This is a genomic window from Paenibacillus sp. RC67 (assembly GCF_030020805.1).
Taxonomy (GTDB): Bacteria; Bacillota; Bacilli; order Paenibacillales; family NBRC-103111; genus Paenibacillus_S.
This window is the reverse complement of the sequence record NZ_CP125098.1, coordinates 874597-893386: the sequence shown is the minus strand read 5'-3', so window position 1 is coordinate 893386 and position 18790 is coordinate 874597. Positions and strand designations below refer to the sequence as shown.

Below are 18790 nucleotides of genomic sequence, written 5' to 3'. Positions count from 1 at the left end.
CGAAGTCATGCTATCTATTTTTTTATTGGGCTATCGTTTAAGCTTGGCGGAAGCGAATGATATGACTGCCTTCCTGTTTGGGATCTTTAGGCGTCAGCACAATTCGCTGCAGCCGATCCCCCCAGGAGTTGCGGAGCTTTTTGTCTTCTATTTGTATACTCTCAACGGAGGCGATAAATTGTTCCGCAGCATATTCCATCTGTAAAGCTTCTTGATCGTTACGACGGAATACAATAAGTCCATTCGCCGTTACTTCCGGTTGGCAGCAAGTCATAAAATTCATTGTAAATTGGCAGGCTTGGGCATCGTCAAATGCATAGCTCTCTTCAAGCTCGATCACAGCGTGTGGAGAACGAGTCAATCGGCAGCACCGAATCCATGAGCGGATTCCCGCTTCAGGCAAGTAAGCGGAAGCAATGTTCATACTCAATTGCGAGCTTTGCCCCGTCACTTCGTACTGTGCTTCTGCAGCACGGTACATACTACCGTCCTGCTGCATGAAGCCATTGATCGTAGGCAGGTTATGGTAGCCTGACTGCATCGTCCATATCTCGTAACGCTGTGCGCTGAACGTTTTGGCTGTGTATTCCTCGACTCCAATATCGATAAGCACCGGCAGTCCGTCCGCATACACGACAAAGTGCCCGACATCGTTATGATTGTGACTCTCCAGATTGTGTCCGCCCTTCATGGCTAGGTACAGACCGCGATCCGAAGATTCGGTCTCCCGAGCTGCCATAACCTGAATGCCGTCCATCCACATATCGCGCTGGAACGTGAGCGGTCTGTTCTCGTTCTCAATCGCGCTGTAATCAAACAACGCTGGAAGCACGCGGAGGAAAGAAAGAAACTTCATGTTCTTCCAGCCCTCGGTACGCAGCATCTGGTGTACCGCCGTTCCGAGAGCCATCATATTATCGTCACCGATACGCTTCCCGTAACGATACACGATATCTTCCTCAACAGTAATCCGATGAGGGCCGTCGGCAAAATTAAGAAAATACCTGTCATGTATGTGTACCTTATAAATGTATCGTCCGATATTTTGAATTAACGGCTCGCCATACACGTTCAAAGCACCCTTGGATGCGGTATACAAGAGCTCCAAGCAATCGAACAACGATCCGCCTGCCTTGTTCCAATAGCCAGGACCTTCATCACAGCCTCCGTCGGCTGGATGCATCGACAAGAAACGGTCCAAGCTTTTCATCGCCTTACGGACAGCTTGCAATCTCCTGCCGTCATCCTCCTCCGTCAGGAGAAAAGCGTTCAAGCAATTGGATGTGCACCAAGGCGTCCAGTTATTTAACCGCTTATCCCGCTCCTTAATTCCCATCCACCAGCAATCGTCACGATCAAGATAAGGGTCCAGAATGCGGTGCCGCAGCTCGGCAACGATCCGCCGATCAATAAGAGGATTCATCTGATCCAACGCTGGCTTCAGCAGGTAATGCAGCCAGGCGAACAGATTGCCTGTCTCGGCGGCAAATAAATCTATTCCTGGCTGGCTTTCGGTGTCGGGCAGACCGGGATGCTCATGCTGAAACATCCGATTATGAGCCGAGATGACCCAGCATGATTCTTCGCTGATCTGCCAAATGCCATTGATGAGATCATTCAGAAACCGCCCCTTATTCTCTACGCATTCGGCAAGAGCGAGGCTCGTCACTGCTCTTCTACGGAGATGATACGGCCCATCGTAGCGAGTCCGATTGCCATTATTCAAAAATTCCATATACATCGTCGCAGTAAGTATCGGCCATGAATAATCCAAATACTTTTCACCCTCGGCTATGACAGATAAGCGAAGCTCTTCAGGCAGTGCGTCCCACTCGCTTCTTTGCTCGATATCCGGGAAAGGACGGTAAGCTGCTTTTGTAAGTAAGCATTCTCCCAATTCCTCAGCAGTTAACAGATCACTAAGACTTATCATAATAAAACCTTACTCCTTTCCTTCCGCTTCCACGGTCAGGGGAATGAGACGTATAGTTCCGGATATTTCCGTGAGGTGAAGAACACCTGCCTCTTCTGTTACCTCATGCTGCTCGCGCGCATCTCCACGCTCTACAATCCAAGCCCCTGCCGTTAGGTCGGCTATGACGTAGTTAAGTGATGCTGAAGCTGCATCTGCAGTCGGTGCCACAGGCACATCCAGCTCCTCATGAAGCCGCAAGCCGCTTTTGCTGAATAGTACGACCCAGTCCCTTATCTGCGCTCCAACGAGCGAGTCATTCTCCACTCTATGAGTCGGTAATGCCTCAGGACCGTCGATATCCTTCATCTGCATAACGTTCAAGAAAACATCTTGTTCGGCAGGCTGACTCGGACTGGCCTCAATGCGCCATGCCCCCTGCTCCTTGGTACTAGGGAAATCGTTGATGTAATTGGTACCGAACACCCAAAACTCTTTACCCGGACCGCCTACAGCTGTGATTTCAAGATTATCAGCTACAGGAAGCAGCGTATCGTTGATTAACTGCCCGTTATAATCGTCCTCGCTGCGCGAGATTACGGTACGGCTGCCGTTCACCTGCGGCTCTTCGATACTATGAAGCAGCCAATACTTCTTGAAATCAGGGTTCGCTGATGTGACGCGATCAAACACGATAAGCGCAGCAGGATGGTTCGCATCCTTAAAGTTTAAGAACATAAACGAGCGTTGGAACTGCTTCATCTTGTTCGAATACGCAGCAGTTATGTCACCTTTTAAGTAAGAGAAATCAGGCTGTACCGGATCGGGTCCATAAGCATGCGCCAGTACTTCTCCGCGTTTAAAATCCTTGTTCAACAAATCATCGAGCGTAAGCGGCGGACGGCCCTCGTTCGGCCAGCGTTGTCCCCCGTCATTCACATTAGGCCATACAAGGCCTCCATCCTTAACATAGGGATACTGCTTTAGCTCGTCGGGGTCGTACACAAGCACCGTGTTATGGGCAATGGTCCGCTTGAAATAATATTTATTGTGCGGCGAATGGTATTTACCAGAAGAGCCCTTGTAAATACCAGAGTCAATTGCCAAGTACCCTTTGTAGTACAGCTGGAATGCTCCTGCATCTAAGTGCTGGTGGTTGTTGTACTGATATTCCCCCACGCGCATTTCAGCAACCACCGTAGGTGAGCTCTTATCCATCCCTTCATCCCAGCCGGTTCTCGCAAGCATGATTCCGGTTGGAGATCCGAAATAACGGGTAAGCGGCAGCTCCTTGATCGATTTAGGCTGCACCTCCGGGTTGTAGAACAAAAATGCATGGAACACGTACATATCCGGTATTGTTTGATATTCTCGGAACTGTTGATCCATAAAGTAAGGATTATCATAATAGCTGCCTGCCATCATATAAACGAGCGGGAAAAATTGAATGTATTTATCTTCTGCATACAGCGGATTATCGCTATCTCCATCGCGCAGCAGCTTGCCATCAGGCCTTCTCGTATAAATCCACTGATACCCTACCTCTCCCTGTGAAGGGTCGTAAGGATTGCCCATTCCCATTCGGTCTAGGATCCATGTGGCATACAGCTCAGCCTGGTAACGATAGGTGCCGTAATTGTCTCCCTGATGATGCCACCCCGAAGGATAAAAGAAATTGCGTGCCGGTGCCATCTCCGCGTAGAATCGTCCTGCCGATTCGTTGTAGATTTCCGGGTCCTCGTCGTAGATAGCAATGCCTGTGCCGATAAGGTCGCGCATCAGCATCCATTCGCTCGTATGACCAACAATCGAGCCCTCCTTCTTAGGAGGGAAGCCGCATTCCAGCATGCCAGCTAACCTTTTGAAGTGACTGATCATAAACTGCCGCTCCGTATCATCGATCAGATCGCGGCACCAGTCATAGACGACGGCCACGGACGACATTAGCCGTCCAATAGCCCGGGAAATATCCTGAAAGTTCGGATTAAACGACTTCGTAATGGTGGTAAGTGCCAAAGCTTTGGCGCGAAGGCCTGCTTCTTGATCCCCATCCAGAACATACATCAGCGCATTCGCTTCAATGAGGTAGGCTTCATCCGGATGCTCAGCGGATTGAGCCTGGTTAATGTCCACCTGACTGAATTGCACAAGCCGTTCCCAAACTTGCTTCATTTCCGGCCTGAATCGTTTCTCCCTTAATCCGGGTAAATGTTGACTCCGCAGCAGCAAGCGTGGGTATTCTTGCGGCGGCGTATGCGGCGGTTTTGGATACATGGCTGTCAGCCTCCTCTTCATAACGGTGTTCGATTGCAAATAAAATCTAACGCTAACGCGATAAGCTTGTTGAGAAGCCTAAGGAAAGTCAGCTGTGAGTGGGACTCCGGTGGGGTATCAACTGTATCAGTAGATTCCTCAAAACCACTTCACGCGGTCGCTCAACTTTGGATTACAGTGATTATTTGGCTTTTTTCATATCCACCATCGTCTTCTCGGCTTTCTCCTGAATTTCTCTCAGCACCGTATTGACATCCTTGTTGTTGATCGCCATATCTTTAGCCCCGTCACGAATCAGCTGCTTGAATGGAAGATCGTAATCCGTCGGTTTGACAATTGGCGCCTGCTTCGTCTTAAACACAGCCTGCACGTTTTTACCCTGGAAGCCCTTCAGCTCGGAAGCGTAGGTTTTCTTGACCGCATCATTGTTCAATGAAGTCATTCTTCCGGTTTTGTTCATCGTAATCTGCGCCTCATCGGAAACCAGTGTGGAGATGACCTTGAACGCTTCCTCTTGATGCTTGCTCTTTGGCGATAGCATCATCAAATGCAGATCAACGGGCTTACCAACCCCAGGCCGGTCCTCGAAGCTCGGATAAGTGACCATATCCCAATTGACGGAACTCCCTTGCTGCGCCATGTCCTCGATCGTGCCAACGACTCCGTCACCCCAAACCGGATACATCGCCAACAGCCTATCCTTGAAGAAGCCATTGGACGTGTACATGAACTTGTTTTTCTCGCCGATAAAGCCTGGAATCTCATACATCGCCTTCAGCTTGGAAAAGGCCGCTTTATAGCCCGGCGTATTAATCTCCGGCTTCTCTTCCTTCTCGTCGACATAAGGAAGCGAATACTGCCTGGTGACATTTTCCGGATAATCAGGATCAATGCCGATATACTGGATGCCATCTTCCTTGCGCGTCAACTGCTTGGCTACAGCAATCGCTTGATCCCATGTCAGACCATCCTGCGGATAAGGAACTCCGAATTTATCGAAAATGTCTTTGTTGTACAGCATCAGACCGTAATTCATAGAGAATGGGACAGCGTACACCTCGCCCTTATCGCCAAACTGCTTAATCGCACCCATGCCTACCGGATCAAAACGGTTAAAATCCAAATTGTTCTTCTTCGCCAATTCATTTAGATCCATGCCTAGCCCAAGCTTGTTAAACATGCCAATGTACACATTGCTGGTCAAAATTAGATCAGGCAGGTTGCCGGAAGCAATAATTTGCTCCGGCGTGTCCTTATCCCCATTTCGAGAAACGAGCTGCATTGAAATATTCGGATACTTCTTCTGAACCGGCTCAACAAAAAACTTCTGGAACTCCGATTCCTGAATGCCCGAGCTGTAGCTGTACACGACAAGCTTGACAAGCTCATTGGATTCAGACTTTACGGGTGCTTCCCCCGCCTTTTCCTTGGAGCATCCGGACAAAGCCACCGACAAACAGAGCAAACCTGGCAGAACTAAACCTTTTTTCATCTACAGAAAACCCCCTATTCACTCATGAAAAGTGTGTAAAGATGAGTCCATCGCAAAATCGGTATAGTCGAACTGTCGTTAAGGCAATTTCCACTGGGAAAGCGGCACATAATCATGGCCTGCCGAAGGAACCGTCTCTCCAGAAGCAAGTGGGATAAGCTCCACAGCCATCCGCACATTAGTTGCTCCATCCAGCTTAATAGCCAGCTTTCGGATTCCATTGTTCGCCGTTTGTCCTTTCGGATTCAGCGATTCAGGGAGCGGTTTGGCATCCATGACCCGGAACTTCGCTTGTGTTGGCGGCGCATCTTTAGGAAAAGTCATCGTCACCCACAGTCTTTTGCCATTCTGGCTTAACAGTGCGGATTTGCCGTCTTCAGCCACTTGAATCGAAGCTTTCGTGTTCATAAACCACCAGACCGTGGACGGCTGCTTGGTCTGAATTTCATCCTCGATAAGAAGCCCTTTGCGATCGATAAACTGAATGCCTCGCTTCACAGCGTCGGCATTTCTGGAGTAAGCCGGCTGCATATCCGCAATGGCTAAAGCCCCCTGAGGCTTCGTTTCAAATCTCGTTATTCGATTCATCGAAGCCTGGTCCTGTTGAAATTGCTTATCCGGATTAAGGACTAACGTATTGTGTCCTTCCGGCTTCAGTCGGTAGTACGTATAACGTTCTTTGTCATATTCGAAGTAGCCTTTTAAATTGTAATCTTCCTTGCCCGGATCGATTGCCCACTGTTCGCCATTCGCATGGAACACGAATTCTCCGATATCAGAGTGAGAGTGGCTTGCTGTAGCCGTTCCCGCTTTGAAACCTACATAAGCCGCTGTTGGATCGTTCCATTTGCTGCGCATAATAACCAGTTCTGCATCGCGATAATATTGATCGGTCGGTAATGTCATTTTCATGTCATGGAGCGATGGATCATACCAGAGCAGATCGTATACTCCGCCAGCCTGCTTCGCATCTTCCATCATGGCAAGCCGCTGTCCGGCCAGCATAGGATCATTCGTCGCTTTCGCTAACCAGAATAGCTCCGGAATTTTCATCTTGCCGCTGTCGCTGTCCGCAAAATTAAATGTTCCTTGCGGCCCTGTAGCATAGACCGGAAAATACGCTGTTTTGTGTAATGCAGGCGTCTGCGCGTGTCCATACGTTGTCCCCAGTGAGGTCTGCATAGCTGCCATGTAGCTGACCGTATATTCCATCATGTATCGCCAGTAGCCCGGCCCTTCGCTCCAGCCGCCGTCCGGCTCCCAGTGGCTCAATATAATCTTTTGCACCGATTGCAGCGAACGGACAATGATCTCTCCTGCGAGTGCCTTCTCCTGTTCTTCGTCACCGATAGCGAGTGCTCCCACAATGATGCCGCCGTTGCAGACGGCGCTCCAGTTGTTAACCGGATCGGTTCTTACACTCCACCACACCTGCTTATTGTGGGCGTCCAGAGCTTTTTGTAGCCCTTTCTCCACCATGGATTTACGGATTGAATCCCTCTGTTCCTGCGTCAGGTAGTCATAAAGCCAATCGTAGCCGATCCCCATCCCTGCTGTGATTTCAGCTGTGTTAAGAAATTCTTTCTTATCATTCCAATCCGGAAAAGCGACCATCGCCATCATTTCCTGAACCGCCCGCTTCGCGTATTTCTCATCCCCGCTAAGCTGGTACATCATCGCATTTTGCTCGATGATCGGTCTGGCGTCTCTGGCCGACAGCATCCTGCGTCCGTCCGGCGTTTCATACGCCCCGACTGGCTTCGTCAGCGTCTTGTCGGTCGCTCTCTGCAAGTCCCCGTACCATTTGCGCAGCTGCGGATCAGTCTTGACCCCATCCTTCAGCTTGGCAAAGGTGTCCGCCGTTGCGAACAGCCTCGGGTGTCGCTGCTTCAGGTTGTTTTTTTGCAAGTCCGCGATGATCCCTGCGGCCGTTGGAGGCCCGCCGGTGTAGGGCGCAAACGCTTGCGACGAAGGTGTCGGCGGTACTGCTTGCGTACTTGTTCCCTCCTTCTCCATCGGAGACGGAGCGGCGCTATCGCCGGTACAAGCAGACAAAACGGTCAAGCACATCACCAGCAGCAAAATGAAAATAGATTGGGTCAGTTTGAGAAACGGCATCTTTTTTCCTCCAGGGCTTGCTTGGTGTTATCTATTAAGGATGTACCACTTGTTTACCAGAATAGATCCGTTTGTCCGCGCAGCTTAGCTATTGCCTCGACGAAATAGTAGTCGCCGTAGATCAGGCCGACGTCGATATTTTTGTTGGCAGGCCAATGCCCGGTGCCGTGAGGCAGAATCGCTTCGTCGCTCGTATCCCAAATCGCATAATGGTCCACCATCGATTTGAGGATACGCTTCGCCGAAGTCTCATAAAGCCGACCTTCCTCGGCAGGTAACGAGTCCGCCAACAGCAGCAAGCCGCTTGCAGCAATAGCTGCCGCCGATGAGTCTCTTGGAGCGCCTTCCTGCGTAGTCAGACGGAAGTCCCAATAAGGCACTAAATCCTCAGGAAGATTAGCTAGGAAGAAATGTGCCACCTTTTTGCTCGCCTGCAAATAAACATCGTTCTTCGTGTAGTGGTAGCATAGAGCCAAACCGTATAGCGCCCAAGTCGTCCCTCTCGCCCAAGCCGATTCAGGTGCAAAGCCCTGTCCGCCCAAAGCTCCGACACGTTCCCCTGTTTCCGGGTCAAACTCTACGATGTGATAGACAGAGCCATCGGCACGGATAAATTCACGCATCACCATATGAGCATGGGCCTCAGCAATGTGCTTAAACCTTGGATCCCTGGTTTCTTCCGATGCCCAGAAGAGCAGGCTTAAATTCATCATGCAGTCGATAATAGCCCAACCGGTATTTCCGTTCGCGCTCTCCCAGTTGCTCTGGTTCCAGGCACGGATGAAATTGCCTTTAAGGTTGAAGCGTCCGGCCAGCCAGGCTGCCACCTTCAACGCACGGAGCTTCGACTCTTCGCTGCCTGTCAATTTATAGTTAGCTACCGAGGTCAAGCTCCACATGAAGCCGACATCATGATGCAATCTCGTGTATTCGTCGATGCATACGTCCATTTTGCTCTCGCATTGCTCGGCAAGCTGCTTCAGCTCTTCATTATTCGTATCACGGTATAAAAGCCACAGCAGCCCTGGCCAGAAGCCGGAGGTCCAGCCTTGCGGATCCGTGCAGTCGTATTTCCCCTCTTTGGAAACGTGCGGGAATCCAGCTCCAATCGTCTTGCTTGTTTGGCCTACCTTGGCTACAACCTTGCTCCATGCTTCATCAATCCACAAATCGTATGTACCAGCTGACATTGTTTTCTCTCCTTATAAGTTCAACTCATCCTAGTTCAGAAAAATTCATTCGATTCCATTCTTATGTTTTAAACTCTGAGTAATCAGCGAGGAATCTTTCGTACATACTGTCCGACATTTCAAGCAGATCGTTGGTCTCTTGCATATGCCGTCTCAAGCACTCCAGCATGCTCTCGATCCGGCTACCGTGCTCTTCTAATTGAAAAGCCAAGTTGTTCATTTCCTGCGGATCATTCACAACATCATACAGCTCGATGAAGCTTTCATCCTTGAACATATCAACGATGAGCTTATAGTCATCTTCCATAACACAGCGCTGAAAATTGCTGCGCGCTCCATTTCCGTCAAACTGGATGAAAATGCGATCCCGGTCCAGCTTCTCCCGATCCCCTCTAATTAGCGGCATTAAGGATAATCCCGATACCCCTTGAGGTGTCTCGACACCGAGATAGTCACATAATGTCGGAAGGACATCTATGCTGCTGACCAGCTCATCCGTGCGATTCAACGCAGGAGTAAACCCTGTAGGAAATTTGAAATACAACGGCGTTTTCACCGATTCCTCGTACATACACATCTTTTGCCACAATCTGTGGGAGCCCAACATCTCACCGTGATCACTTGCAAACAAGATGAGCGTGTTATCGTATAGTCCTTGCTGCTTCAGCTCGGCAATCAGTTGTCCTACGCAATGGTCCAGCAGCGCAACCAGACCTAGATAGACCTTCCAGATTCTCTGCCATTCCTCACGCGTATAGGGTGTTCCCAGCACTCCTGTCAAATTGTACAGCTGCAGCGGAGACTGATTATCCGCCCACACACCGACATTCTCGGGCAAATCCACATCCTGAATCATGGAGTACCACGGCTCTGGAATATCAAGCGGAGGGTGCGGGGCTAGAAACATCGCATTCAGCGCGAACGGCTTGCTGCGGTCTCTATTGCGAATCGCCTCCAAGGAATCGTTAAGAATGAAACCGTCATAGAAGAAATCCAAGTCCTCCTCATATCTCCCTATCGTTGGAGTCGAGTACTTGCGCTTCCTCGTTATTTTTCCGTAGGCAAGCTCGGGCACAAGCCCTTGGAATGTCGGTCCGCCCGGCTTTTTCTTGCCGTTCTTCTTAAGAAAAGCTTCATAACGCTGCTCCAGCTGAAGCCAGTGCGTCTTGCTGTCGTCACGATGTTCGAGCTTCGGCTCGGTGAACAGATGCTGCTTACCGGTATGCCAGCTGTCCCACTGCTGCTCGAGCAGCTCATACCAATGGGTATGCTCAGCTCGAACCATACCATGCTGCTTCTCCTGCTCCGTCCATGGATTGATGAGAGAGCCTGTGACATTCGGGTATTTCCCCGTAAAAAAAGCCCCACGAGCCGGTACGCAAAGCGGCGATGCGCAGTAAGCCCGGTCGAATACGACACTTTCCGCCTTAAGCTGATTAATGTTCGGCGTGTGCTCTCCAAACGCATCCCACCGCAGCTGATCCGCCATAATAATGACTACATTCGGTTTATCGCTCAATCTTGTACACCTCCTGATTCCGAATCTGCTCTCCCGTCGCCACCTTGATATACGATGCGCATCCGTCCGAGTATTGCCTGAGCCTGCCAATGCAGAACGCCGCCCTCTTCTGTTACTTCCTCCGACACAATAGGCTGCCACCCCATACCCTCGGCTCCAACACGCTCCTGTTCCACTCTCCATTGGCCTGCCGCAAGGTCAGTTACGATGTAATTCAAGCTGGCCCCACCGTCGGGTGCTCCATCAGAAATGTCCGGAAGCACAGTATCCTTTTGCAAACGCATCCCACTTTTCGAGAACAACGCGACCCAATTCTTTATTTTGACGCCGATCAGGGTTTCTCCATCCATTCTCTCCGTCGGCAATGCCTCAGGACCGTCTATATCCTTCATCTGCATAACATTTAAGAATAAGTCCTCTTCCGCCGGTACTTGCGGGCTAACTTCAATTCGCCATTCGCCCTGCTCCTTCGTACCCGGAAAATCATTCACATAATTGGTTCCGAACACCCAATATTCCTTGCCCGGACCGCCTACCTTTTCAATCTCCTGATTGTCCCTCGCAGGCAGCAGCGAATCGTTGATCAGTTGGCCTTTATATCCATCCTCGCTGCGGGAAATGGTAGTTCGACTTCCTTCAATTTGAGGTTCCTCAATGCTGTGCAGCAGCCAATATTTCTTGAAGTCCGGGTTCGCCGACACAACACGGTCAAAAACGATCAATGCCGCCGGATGCTCCGTTTCGTTAAAATTCAAAAAGAGGAACGAACGCTGGAACTGCTTCATTTTGTTCGAATAGGCTGCGGTTATGTCCCCTTTCAGATAAGAGTAGCTAGGTTTGATCGGGTCAGGACCTATTGCATTAGCGAGCACGTCGGCTCGTTTGAAATCTTTGTTCAGCAGATCGTCCAGCGTAAGAGGCGGACGCCCTTCATTAGGCCAGCGCTGCCCCCCATCATTCACATTAGGCCATACAAGACCGCCGTCCTTGACGTACGGATACTGCTTCAGTTCGTTCGGATCGTATACAAGCATCGTGTTATGAGCAATTGTTCTTTTAAAATAGTACTTGTTGTGCGGGGAATGATACTTCCCTGATGAGCCTTTATACGAGCCCGAATCGATAGCCAGATTGCCTTTGTAATAAATTTGGAACGCTCCTGCGTCCAGATGCTGATGGTTGTTATACTGGTACATGCCCACCTTCATCTCGGCCACTACCACATTGGAGTCCATTCCAGTATCCCAACCTGTACGTGCCACCATCACCCCTGTCGGAGCTCCGAAATACCGGGTCAACGGAAGCTCGTCAAGCGGCTTTGCTTCTACATTCGGATCGGCGAACAAGAAAGCAAATAACACATCCTTATCCTGCAGCCTCCCTTCATCCACCTGCTTTTGGGCTATGAAATAAGGGTCCTTGTAATAGCCCCCCAATATCCAATAAATGAAATGAAGCCTCGTATACTTCGTTTGCTTCAGCATGATCGGAGTCGTATCCCCATCGCGCAGCAGCTTGCCGTCCGGACGACGTGTATAAATCCACTGATAGCCAACGTCACGCTGCGAAGCATCATATATATTGCCAAAGCCCATTCGATCAAACATCCATGTAGGAAACAGCTCCCCTTGAAACCTCACGCCCCCGTAACCGTCCCCTTGATGATGCCAGCCCGAAGGGTAAAAGAAATTGCGAGCCGGAACCATCTGATGCAGCACCCGGCCCGCAGCCAAATCATACATTTCCGGATCTTCGTCATAAATGGCGATGCCTGTACCCAACATATCGCGCTGAATCATCCACTCACAGCTGTGACCGACAAAAGCCCCTTCTTTTAGAGGTGGATATCCGCACTCCAGCAGTCCCGCCAGCCGTTTGAAATGCCCTATAAAAAAGACCCGTTCTTCATCTGTCACAAGATCGTAGCACCAATCGTAAACAATGGCCCCGGCCAGCATGAGTCGGCCGATCTCTCTCGAAATATCCTGGAAATTAGGATTGAAGTTCTTGGTGATGCTGCTGAGTGCCAAAGTCTTCGCTTTGATGCCGGCGTCTTGATCACCTTGTAACACATACAGCAATGCATTAGCTTCAATAACGTATACATCCCCAGGACAATGCTCAGAGTTCGCTTCCTCGATGCTGTAGCTGCTGTACTTGATAAGCCGTTCCCACTCTTGCTTCAGCTCAAGTCTTGTCATTTTATCTCGTAGCTCCGGCAGGTGCTCCTTGCGTAAAAATAACCGTGGATGCTCCGACGGCGGCGTTAATTCTGGTTTAGGAAACATGGCTGCTGTCCTCCTATCGATATTCCAATTCTGGTTCAATCTCAGAAAGCTTCATTTGCAAATAAGTAGTAATCAAGTCGATTCTTATTTCTGTTGTATGGCATAGAATCATGCTGCTAAAGATTTACTCCGATAATTGTAAACGTTATCAAATATTTCATAGGTATAAATTCAATCCAGGCTGCTTTTCTTCTCCTCCTGATCATACGTCTGCACCTGACTTATGTCAATAACTAAACTTAGATTGAATAAAATAATAAAATAACGGGTATATTATCCCTAATACTATCGTGCGTTACGTCAAATTTTATATGTTAGTTCGTCAGACTCCATTGCTAACTTGCGATAATTTTGATATGGTTACATTAGCAATATTTTGAGATCGAAATGAATTGCGAGGGAAAGCTTATGGATAACATTCGCAAAATATGGGATCAAAAGAGAAGTAAAACAGCGATCCTTCAGATGCTGAGAGTGCACGGCCCGATGTCCCGTATCGAGTTGACTCAATTAACCGATCTGAGCCGCGCGACGATCTCAGTGACGATTAATGAACTGATTGAATTAGGGCTAGTTCACGAAACCGTGCTGCGTCAATCTACAGGGGGAAGGCCCGCTACGAATCTGGAGCTTGTCCCCTATTCCCATATGATATTGGGGGCCGATTTGAACCACCAGACATGGACGCTTGGCGCTTTCGACCTGCTGGGCAACACCATCGAGAAGAAGCGGATCACGTTCAGCCCGCTTACCCCAGAAGCGGCAGTGCAAGCTCTGGTACGTGAAATTCCTGACTTTATTAAAAAAATAGACAAAAGTCCGATCCCTCTACTGGGCGTCGGCGTACCAGGCTTAGTCGATACGCATAACGGTTTGCTGCGCAGCTCCGCCGTGATGGGATGGCAGCAGGTCGAGCTGGGAGCTATGCTTGAAAAGGCCCTGGGCTGGCCTACCGTTGTCCTTAACCGCAGTCGAGCTCGCGGTTTATCCGAATGCCGCTACGGTGCAGGAAAAGATTATCAGCATATGATTTATATCGGGATCGATTCCGGTATTGGAGCCGGTATCTACGTCCATAGGGAATTAATTCACGGAGCTTTGGGAGGCGCAGGTGAAATCGGCCATACGACGGTCGATGTCGACGGTCCGTTATGCCCTTGCGGCAACAACGGCTGTCTGCAGATGATGTCTGCCGCTCCAGCCATGGAGCTGGAAGCCCGCAAGCTTCTCCGGATGGGAGCCCCCTCTTCGCTCCATATGCAGCCAGGCTTTGACCTGCAAATGCTCAAAGCTGAAGATATTTGCCAAGCAGCCGAGCAAGGAGACGAGCTTGCCGTTCAAGTCGTCCATAACGCCGCTGCCTATCTGGGCATTACAATGGCCAATTTGGTCAATCTGCTTAATCCCGAAGCCATCATTTTGGGCGGCTCCATTCCGAAGGACTGCCCTTCCTATGTGCAGACAGCCGTTAAAGTGATGGGGCAGCGCGCGATGGGCCAACTGTCTGCATCTACAACCGTCCATATCGGTCAATTCAAGGAAATCGGCGGTGCACTAGGAGCTGCCAATATGGCGCTCGATCGTCATATGTCATTCTCCCATTTTTCCCAGCAATCCAGCATGGTTAAATAAAAGCTTGGCTTGGAGGCTGCGTAATAAATCATAGCAAAACAAAAGGAGGCGCTCGTAACTGAGCCCCTCTCTTCCTTTGCTAATGCGGTTGAGTATTTACTTCCAGCAGCCAAATTCTCCCCTGCATATCGATACCATAGTCGAAGCCGAGCATATCAATACCTGGAAACGCACGAACCAGCATCTCCATACTCTGATAAGATAGCCTGTTCATTTCATGCTTCTTGGCAATCGCAGCTACGGACAACGAGCGTCGAAGGGCATCGTTAGCCCGCAGTAGAGTCCCGCCTCGGCAAATGTTCGTCACGAACAATCCCGGCTTAGCCAGCTTGCCAACAATCGCCTTGGTGAACCATTTTCCATGCCTCCGCAGCAGCTTCACCCGATAATCTACCGGTCGTCCGGAAATACGTGCCAATACAATGCCCCGCTGTACCAGATAAGCCCTTCTATGACGAATGCGCTCGACCATGGCCAGCATAGTCCCAAAGCTCACTCTGCGTATTATCTTCTCACGATGATGAACCGTGTAGCCAGATCCTTCCTTGTAAATGAGAACAGCTCCATGCCCCCCAGTACCAATGCAGGGCTTCATAACAACTCGTCCGTATTGATTCAACATGCGCGCCAGCACGGATCTGTTGTATAGTCTTGTTTCAGGAATATGACGAGCAACATCGCGATGCTTTCGTAGTACATTTGTTTTCAACCATTTGTTCGGAACCAATCTTGACACCACCGGATCCCTCCTTGTACTGGCAAAATCCCACTCACTAGTACAATATTCATCCGGGCCAGACAACTCCTGTACCTTTGTCCGGTCATGATGTATATGGAGAAACAGCAGTATCTTCATCCTATTTTGGCCAAATAGGGCATATATAAAATGCTTCTAAGACTAAGGCTTGACAGCTACTATGTTAACCTCGCGCTGCCCTCTAAAGACGACCAAATGAAGCGAGTCGCCACGCCCTAGAGCTTCATAGGCAGCCAACAAATCCTCCACGCAATCAATCCCTTGCCCGTTCAGCTCCAAAATGACATCAGCAGCCTGCATTCCGGCCTCTAGCTGCCAGCTGCCCCAATACATGGCTTCAAGCAGGACACCGGTCTCCTCATGCAGGCCTGCAGCGGACACTTCGCCTAAACCGACTACGTTTTTCACTAAGCACTTCCCCCATCGAACCCGTTTAGGATCTCTTCCTGAATCGGAGGCCTTCTCCGCATAGGTCGGGAGCTTGGGTGAACGAGCTTTTTGCAATAAATCCGGATGCTGCACTCCAAAGCAACTCATATCGAAATTGACAAAACCAACTCGGAGCGCATCCGATTGTTCTCTTACTCGATAATCTCCTGCTGACAGATCGATAAACAGTGCATCCCCCTGGATAGAGTGCTCATCTCTTCTACTCTGCTGCTGAAGGACTAGTGCTGCCTCCGCTTCTTCTTGTCCCTGCACATGAAGGAAATTGCTGTCGCACTCCGCTCCCCAAGGCTGTGGCACTCGAATCGGGGCATACTCGGCAAACACAATATTGTGCCGGAATATATCTTGACTCCCTTTATACCAGACATGCGGATGAAAAGAGTTGTTGACCATAATGTTGTTTTCACAAATCCGGTAGAAGCCTTCTCTTAATTTAATGCCACCCGACAAGCATAAATTGTTATAGATGTGGTAATGACTTGATCCATCATCCAGATCAATGTCCCACCCATTATCGCAGCGCCACCTATTATTGCGAATCACGATAGGCTTCACTACATCAAGCAGGGGGAGTTGACTTCTCTCACCCGTCTGCCCAACTTCTTCCGCATCATGTAGTGTATTCAAATCGATGTCCGTCAAGCCCCAATAGCGGTCCCGCCCCCAAGAGTTGAACGCGCCATGGTCTCCTGTCTCCAATACCGTATCGAATACATCACAATGCTCTATAACATGCCCGCCCCATGTGCCTTCGGAAATGTTGATTCCAGCCCGAGGAGCATCGTAAATCGTACAATGACGAACAGTAATGTCCATTGCCATCGAAATTTGCACAGGTGCCGATTGCTTCTCTACCGTACCGCATCGTGTAATAAGGCAATCCTCAACTAGACAGTCCGCAGGGTATGCAGCCGTTAGTGGACCCGGCGTGAGATCCAGACTGTCCATGCTCTGGCGCTGCTCATACTCGAACAGTGGACTTCGCACCGCTTCCGCAGAACCTACAAAGGCGATGCCGCTCGCTCCGATCTCATTTAAATGGCAGCCTCTAACCGTAATGCCCCGATTATAACCATCTACAAATATGGCATTGCCGCCGAGCCCTATAAACCGGCAATTTTCGAATAAGCACCGCTCGCTACCTCTAATCGTTATCGCTCCGCCTCGATATATCGTCCAATCGCTTCTTAGCAGCGGTTCCCTGTTATCCATGAACGTTCTGGATGCATGATGAAATGTAAAGCCTCGCATATGAACATGCTGCACAGGTGCGTACTCGCTGCCCGCCAGCTCGACCAAGCAGGACAAACATACAGCTTCGACGGAAGCGTTCTCCATGTCCGTATTGGAATCAGGGTACACGTAAAGCCTATTTTCCCGCGCATCCCAATACCATTCGCGTTGAGCATCCAGCTCTTCGAATATGTTCTCTACGTAACGATAAGTGTCATGCATCCCTTTTTGCCGGTTGTTTTGCCAGCCGCCCTCATAAATAAGCTGCCCATGCTCATCCTTGCCCACTATGCGGAAATGGTGATCCCCCCACAAATGCTTGTGCATGACATGAAGGTACCCTCCTTCGGGATTCGTCCAACGGCTTACCCTTTCGGAACTAATGCAATCCGCGGCAAAGCCGTTGAAAATACGAACATCCGGAGATGTATTCGGGTATCGGGCCATATCCCACCTTTCTCCGTTTATGAATAATTGATCCGTCACCATACCTTTCGGGACCCGAGCTTTTAAAATGCATCCCTCATGAATCTCCCAATCCAGCTCCAGCCGGATTCCACCGCTCAGGATCACCTCTTCTCCTATCGCTTCGTACACGACAGGCGCTTCCTCCGTACCTGAATCTTCAGCCGTAAACACCAACGGCTCCGCCAAATAGTATGTTCCTTCCTGAACATATACTTTTACCGCAGCTCCTTTGAGAGAAGCTGATCTTGCTGCCCGCTGTGCCCTTTCCAAGGTGTCGTAAGGTTCTTCCTTTGTACCGTTTGCCCTGTCATTCCCTATTCTTGAAACGTAAATTTCCACAACAGATGGACTCATGTGTATACTCCCCCCTGATTCCGTTTAACCTTCCTTTCTCCATTTTAAGTCACGCTGAGCTATGGGAGGAATGCACAATGCTCCGCCAAGTATGCACAAAACTCTGATGGAGCGCTGGTCCTAACCACCGTAATGCAGCCTGTGCTATACTTTGGACATCTAACAAAGTCTGGGTAATCTTCGACTACTCAACTGCTATACGAGCAGGGCATTTCACCAAGCAATCAGACTCTTTTCTACGGAAAAAGCGAGGATAAGTATGAAACCAAAGGAATACGACTGGTTAAGCTCCTATTTGCAAAAGCTTCAATTAGAGGTGCTTACGGTAGGCTATAATCAGGTCAAGCCGCAATGGAAAAACTGGAACGTAGCTCCGCCCTTTTGCTGCCTCTATTTCATTGAAGGCGGGGAAGGATGGTTTAAGATCAAAGGCCGAGAAACCCATCCAGGGCCGGGTGAGATCGTGCTGCTCCCTGCAGGCGTCATTCATTCTTATTCAACCTCCCCAGAGAAGCCTTATCTTAAATACTGGTGCCACTTTCAGGCAAAGGTGGGCGAGATGCACCTGTTTCACCTGCTCGATATGCCGAGCTGCTTTCCTTTGGGTGATGCGACCCTCTTCAAGAACCGGTTCCGAGACCTGCTGAACGCGTACCGAAGCTCCCATCCTCTCGCACCTCTTCAAGCCAAATCAGCGTTAACGGATATTGTGACCATGCTGTTCGACGAATGCTTGCCCGATCAGGTGCAGCCTGCGTCAAATCCGTCCCTGGATAAGCATAATGAGATTATTCGTTATATTGAAGATCATTTGTCAGAGGAGCTAACTGTCGAGCAGCTTGCGAGGATCGTCAATTACAGTCCGAACTACTTCATTCAATTTTTCAAAACAATGCAGGGCTTGTCTCCAATTCAATACATTAATAACAGCCGGATAGCAAAGGCGAAGCGCCTACTCCTGACCACCGATATGAGCCAGGCTCAGATTGCATCCGAGCTTGGGATGGAGCCGCATTATTTTTCCCGAATGTTCAAACGTCATGAGCAATTCTCACCACAGCATTATCGCAATATGATGAGGGAGAAAGAATGAAAAAACCGTC

At 49.6% G+C, this 18790-nt stretch carries 11 protein-coding genes; 2 read left to right on the top strand and 9 right to left on the bottom strand.

The window, feature by feature from the left end:
- Positions 1-37: 37 nt before the first annotated feature.
- From QMA13_RS04080 to hepB (QMA13_RS04050), 7 genes are all read right to left on the bottom strand, one after another.
- On the bottom strand, positions 38-1933 hold the full coding sequence (locus QMA13_RS04080; protein ID WP_282939687.1) for a heparinase II/III family protein: 1896 nt from the start codon (positions 1931-1933) through the stop codon (positions 38-40).
- 9 nt (positions 1934-1942) lie between these two features.
- On the bottom strand, positions 1943-4186 hold the full coding sequence (gene hepB / locus QMA13_RS04075) for a heparin/heparin-sulfate lyase HepB (protein ID WP_282939685.1): 2244 nt from the start codon (positions 4184-4186) through the stop codon (positions 1943-1945).
- A gap of 181 nt (positions 4187-4367) precedes the next feature.
- Positions 4368-5678, bottom strand: a complete 1311-nt coding sequence (locus QMA13_RS04070; protein ID WP_282939683.1) for an ABC transporter substrate-binding protein — start codon at positions 5676-5678, stop codon at positions 4368-4370.
- Between the two features lie 78 nt (positions 5679-5756).
- Positions 5757-7796, bottom strand: a complete 2040-nt coding sequence (locus QMA13_RS04065; protein WP_282939682.1) for a heparinase II/III domain-containing protein — start codon at positions 7794-7796, stop codon at positions 5757-5759.
- Positions 7797-7849: 53 nt separating this feature from the next.
- Positions 7850-8986, bottom strand: a complete 1137-nt coding sequence (locus QMA13_RS04060) for a glycoside hydrolase family 88 protein (protein WP_282939681.1) — start codon at positions 8984-8986, stop codon at positions 7850-7852.
- A 61-nt stretch (positions 8987-9047) separates the two neighbouring features.
- Positions 9048-10505 (bottom strand): sulfatase family protein, encoded by a 1458-nt coding sequence (locus QMA13_RS04055; protein WP_282939679.1) that lies wholly within the window; start codon positions 10503-10505, stop codon positions 9048-9050.
- A complete protein-coding gene (gene hepB, locus QMA13_RS04050) occupies positions 10502-12793 on the bottom strand; it encodes a heparin/heparin-sulfate lyase HepB (RefSeq protein ID WP_282939678.1) in 2292 nt (763 codons plus the stop codon). Before hepB (QMA13_RS04050) ends, QMA13_RS04055 begins: the two co-directional genes overlap by 4 nt.
- Before the next feature lie 408 nt (positions 12794-13201).
- Between hepB (QMA13_RS04050) and QMA13_RS04045 the strand changes: the two genes are divergently transcribed.
- The gene (locus QMA13_RS04045; RefSeq protein ID WP_282939677.1) at positions 13202-14425 is read left to right on the top strand and encodes an ROK family transcriptional regulator; all 1224 of its coding nucleotides are present in this window, start codon (positions 13202-13204) and stop codon (positions 14423-14425) included.
- A gap of 79 nt (positions 14426-14504) precedes the next feature.
- Here QMA13_RS04045 and QMA13_RS04040 read toward each other — a convergent pair whose 3' ends face one another.
- Both QMA13_RS04040 and QMA13_RS04035 read right to left on the bottom strand, forming a co-directional pair.
- Positions 14505-15164: a YheC/YheD family protein gene (locus tag QMA13_RS04040; RefSeq protein ID WP_282939676.1), complete on the bottom strand. Its 660-nt coding sequence runs from the start codon at positions 15162-15164 to the stop codon at positions 14505-14507.
- A gap of 159 nt (positions 15165-15323) precedes the next feature.
- Positions 15324-17687: a PDZ domain-containing protein gene (locus tag QMA13_RS04035; protein WP_282939674.1), complete on the bottom strand. Its 2364-nt coding sequence runs from the start codon at positions 17685-17687 to the stop codon at positions 15324-15326.
- 259 nt (positions 17688-17946) lie between these two features.
- Here QMA13_RS04035 and QMA13_RS04030 point away from each other — a divergent pair, with 259 nt between their 5' ends.
- Positions 17947-18780 carry a helix-turn-helix domain-containing protein gene (locus tag QMA13_RS04030; protein ID WP_282939672.1) on the top strand — a complete coding sequence of 278 codons (834 nt, stop codon included), beginning with the start codon at positions 17947-17949 and terminating at the stop codon, positions 18778-18780.
- Positions 18781-18790 lie beyond the last annotated feature (10 nt).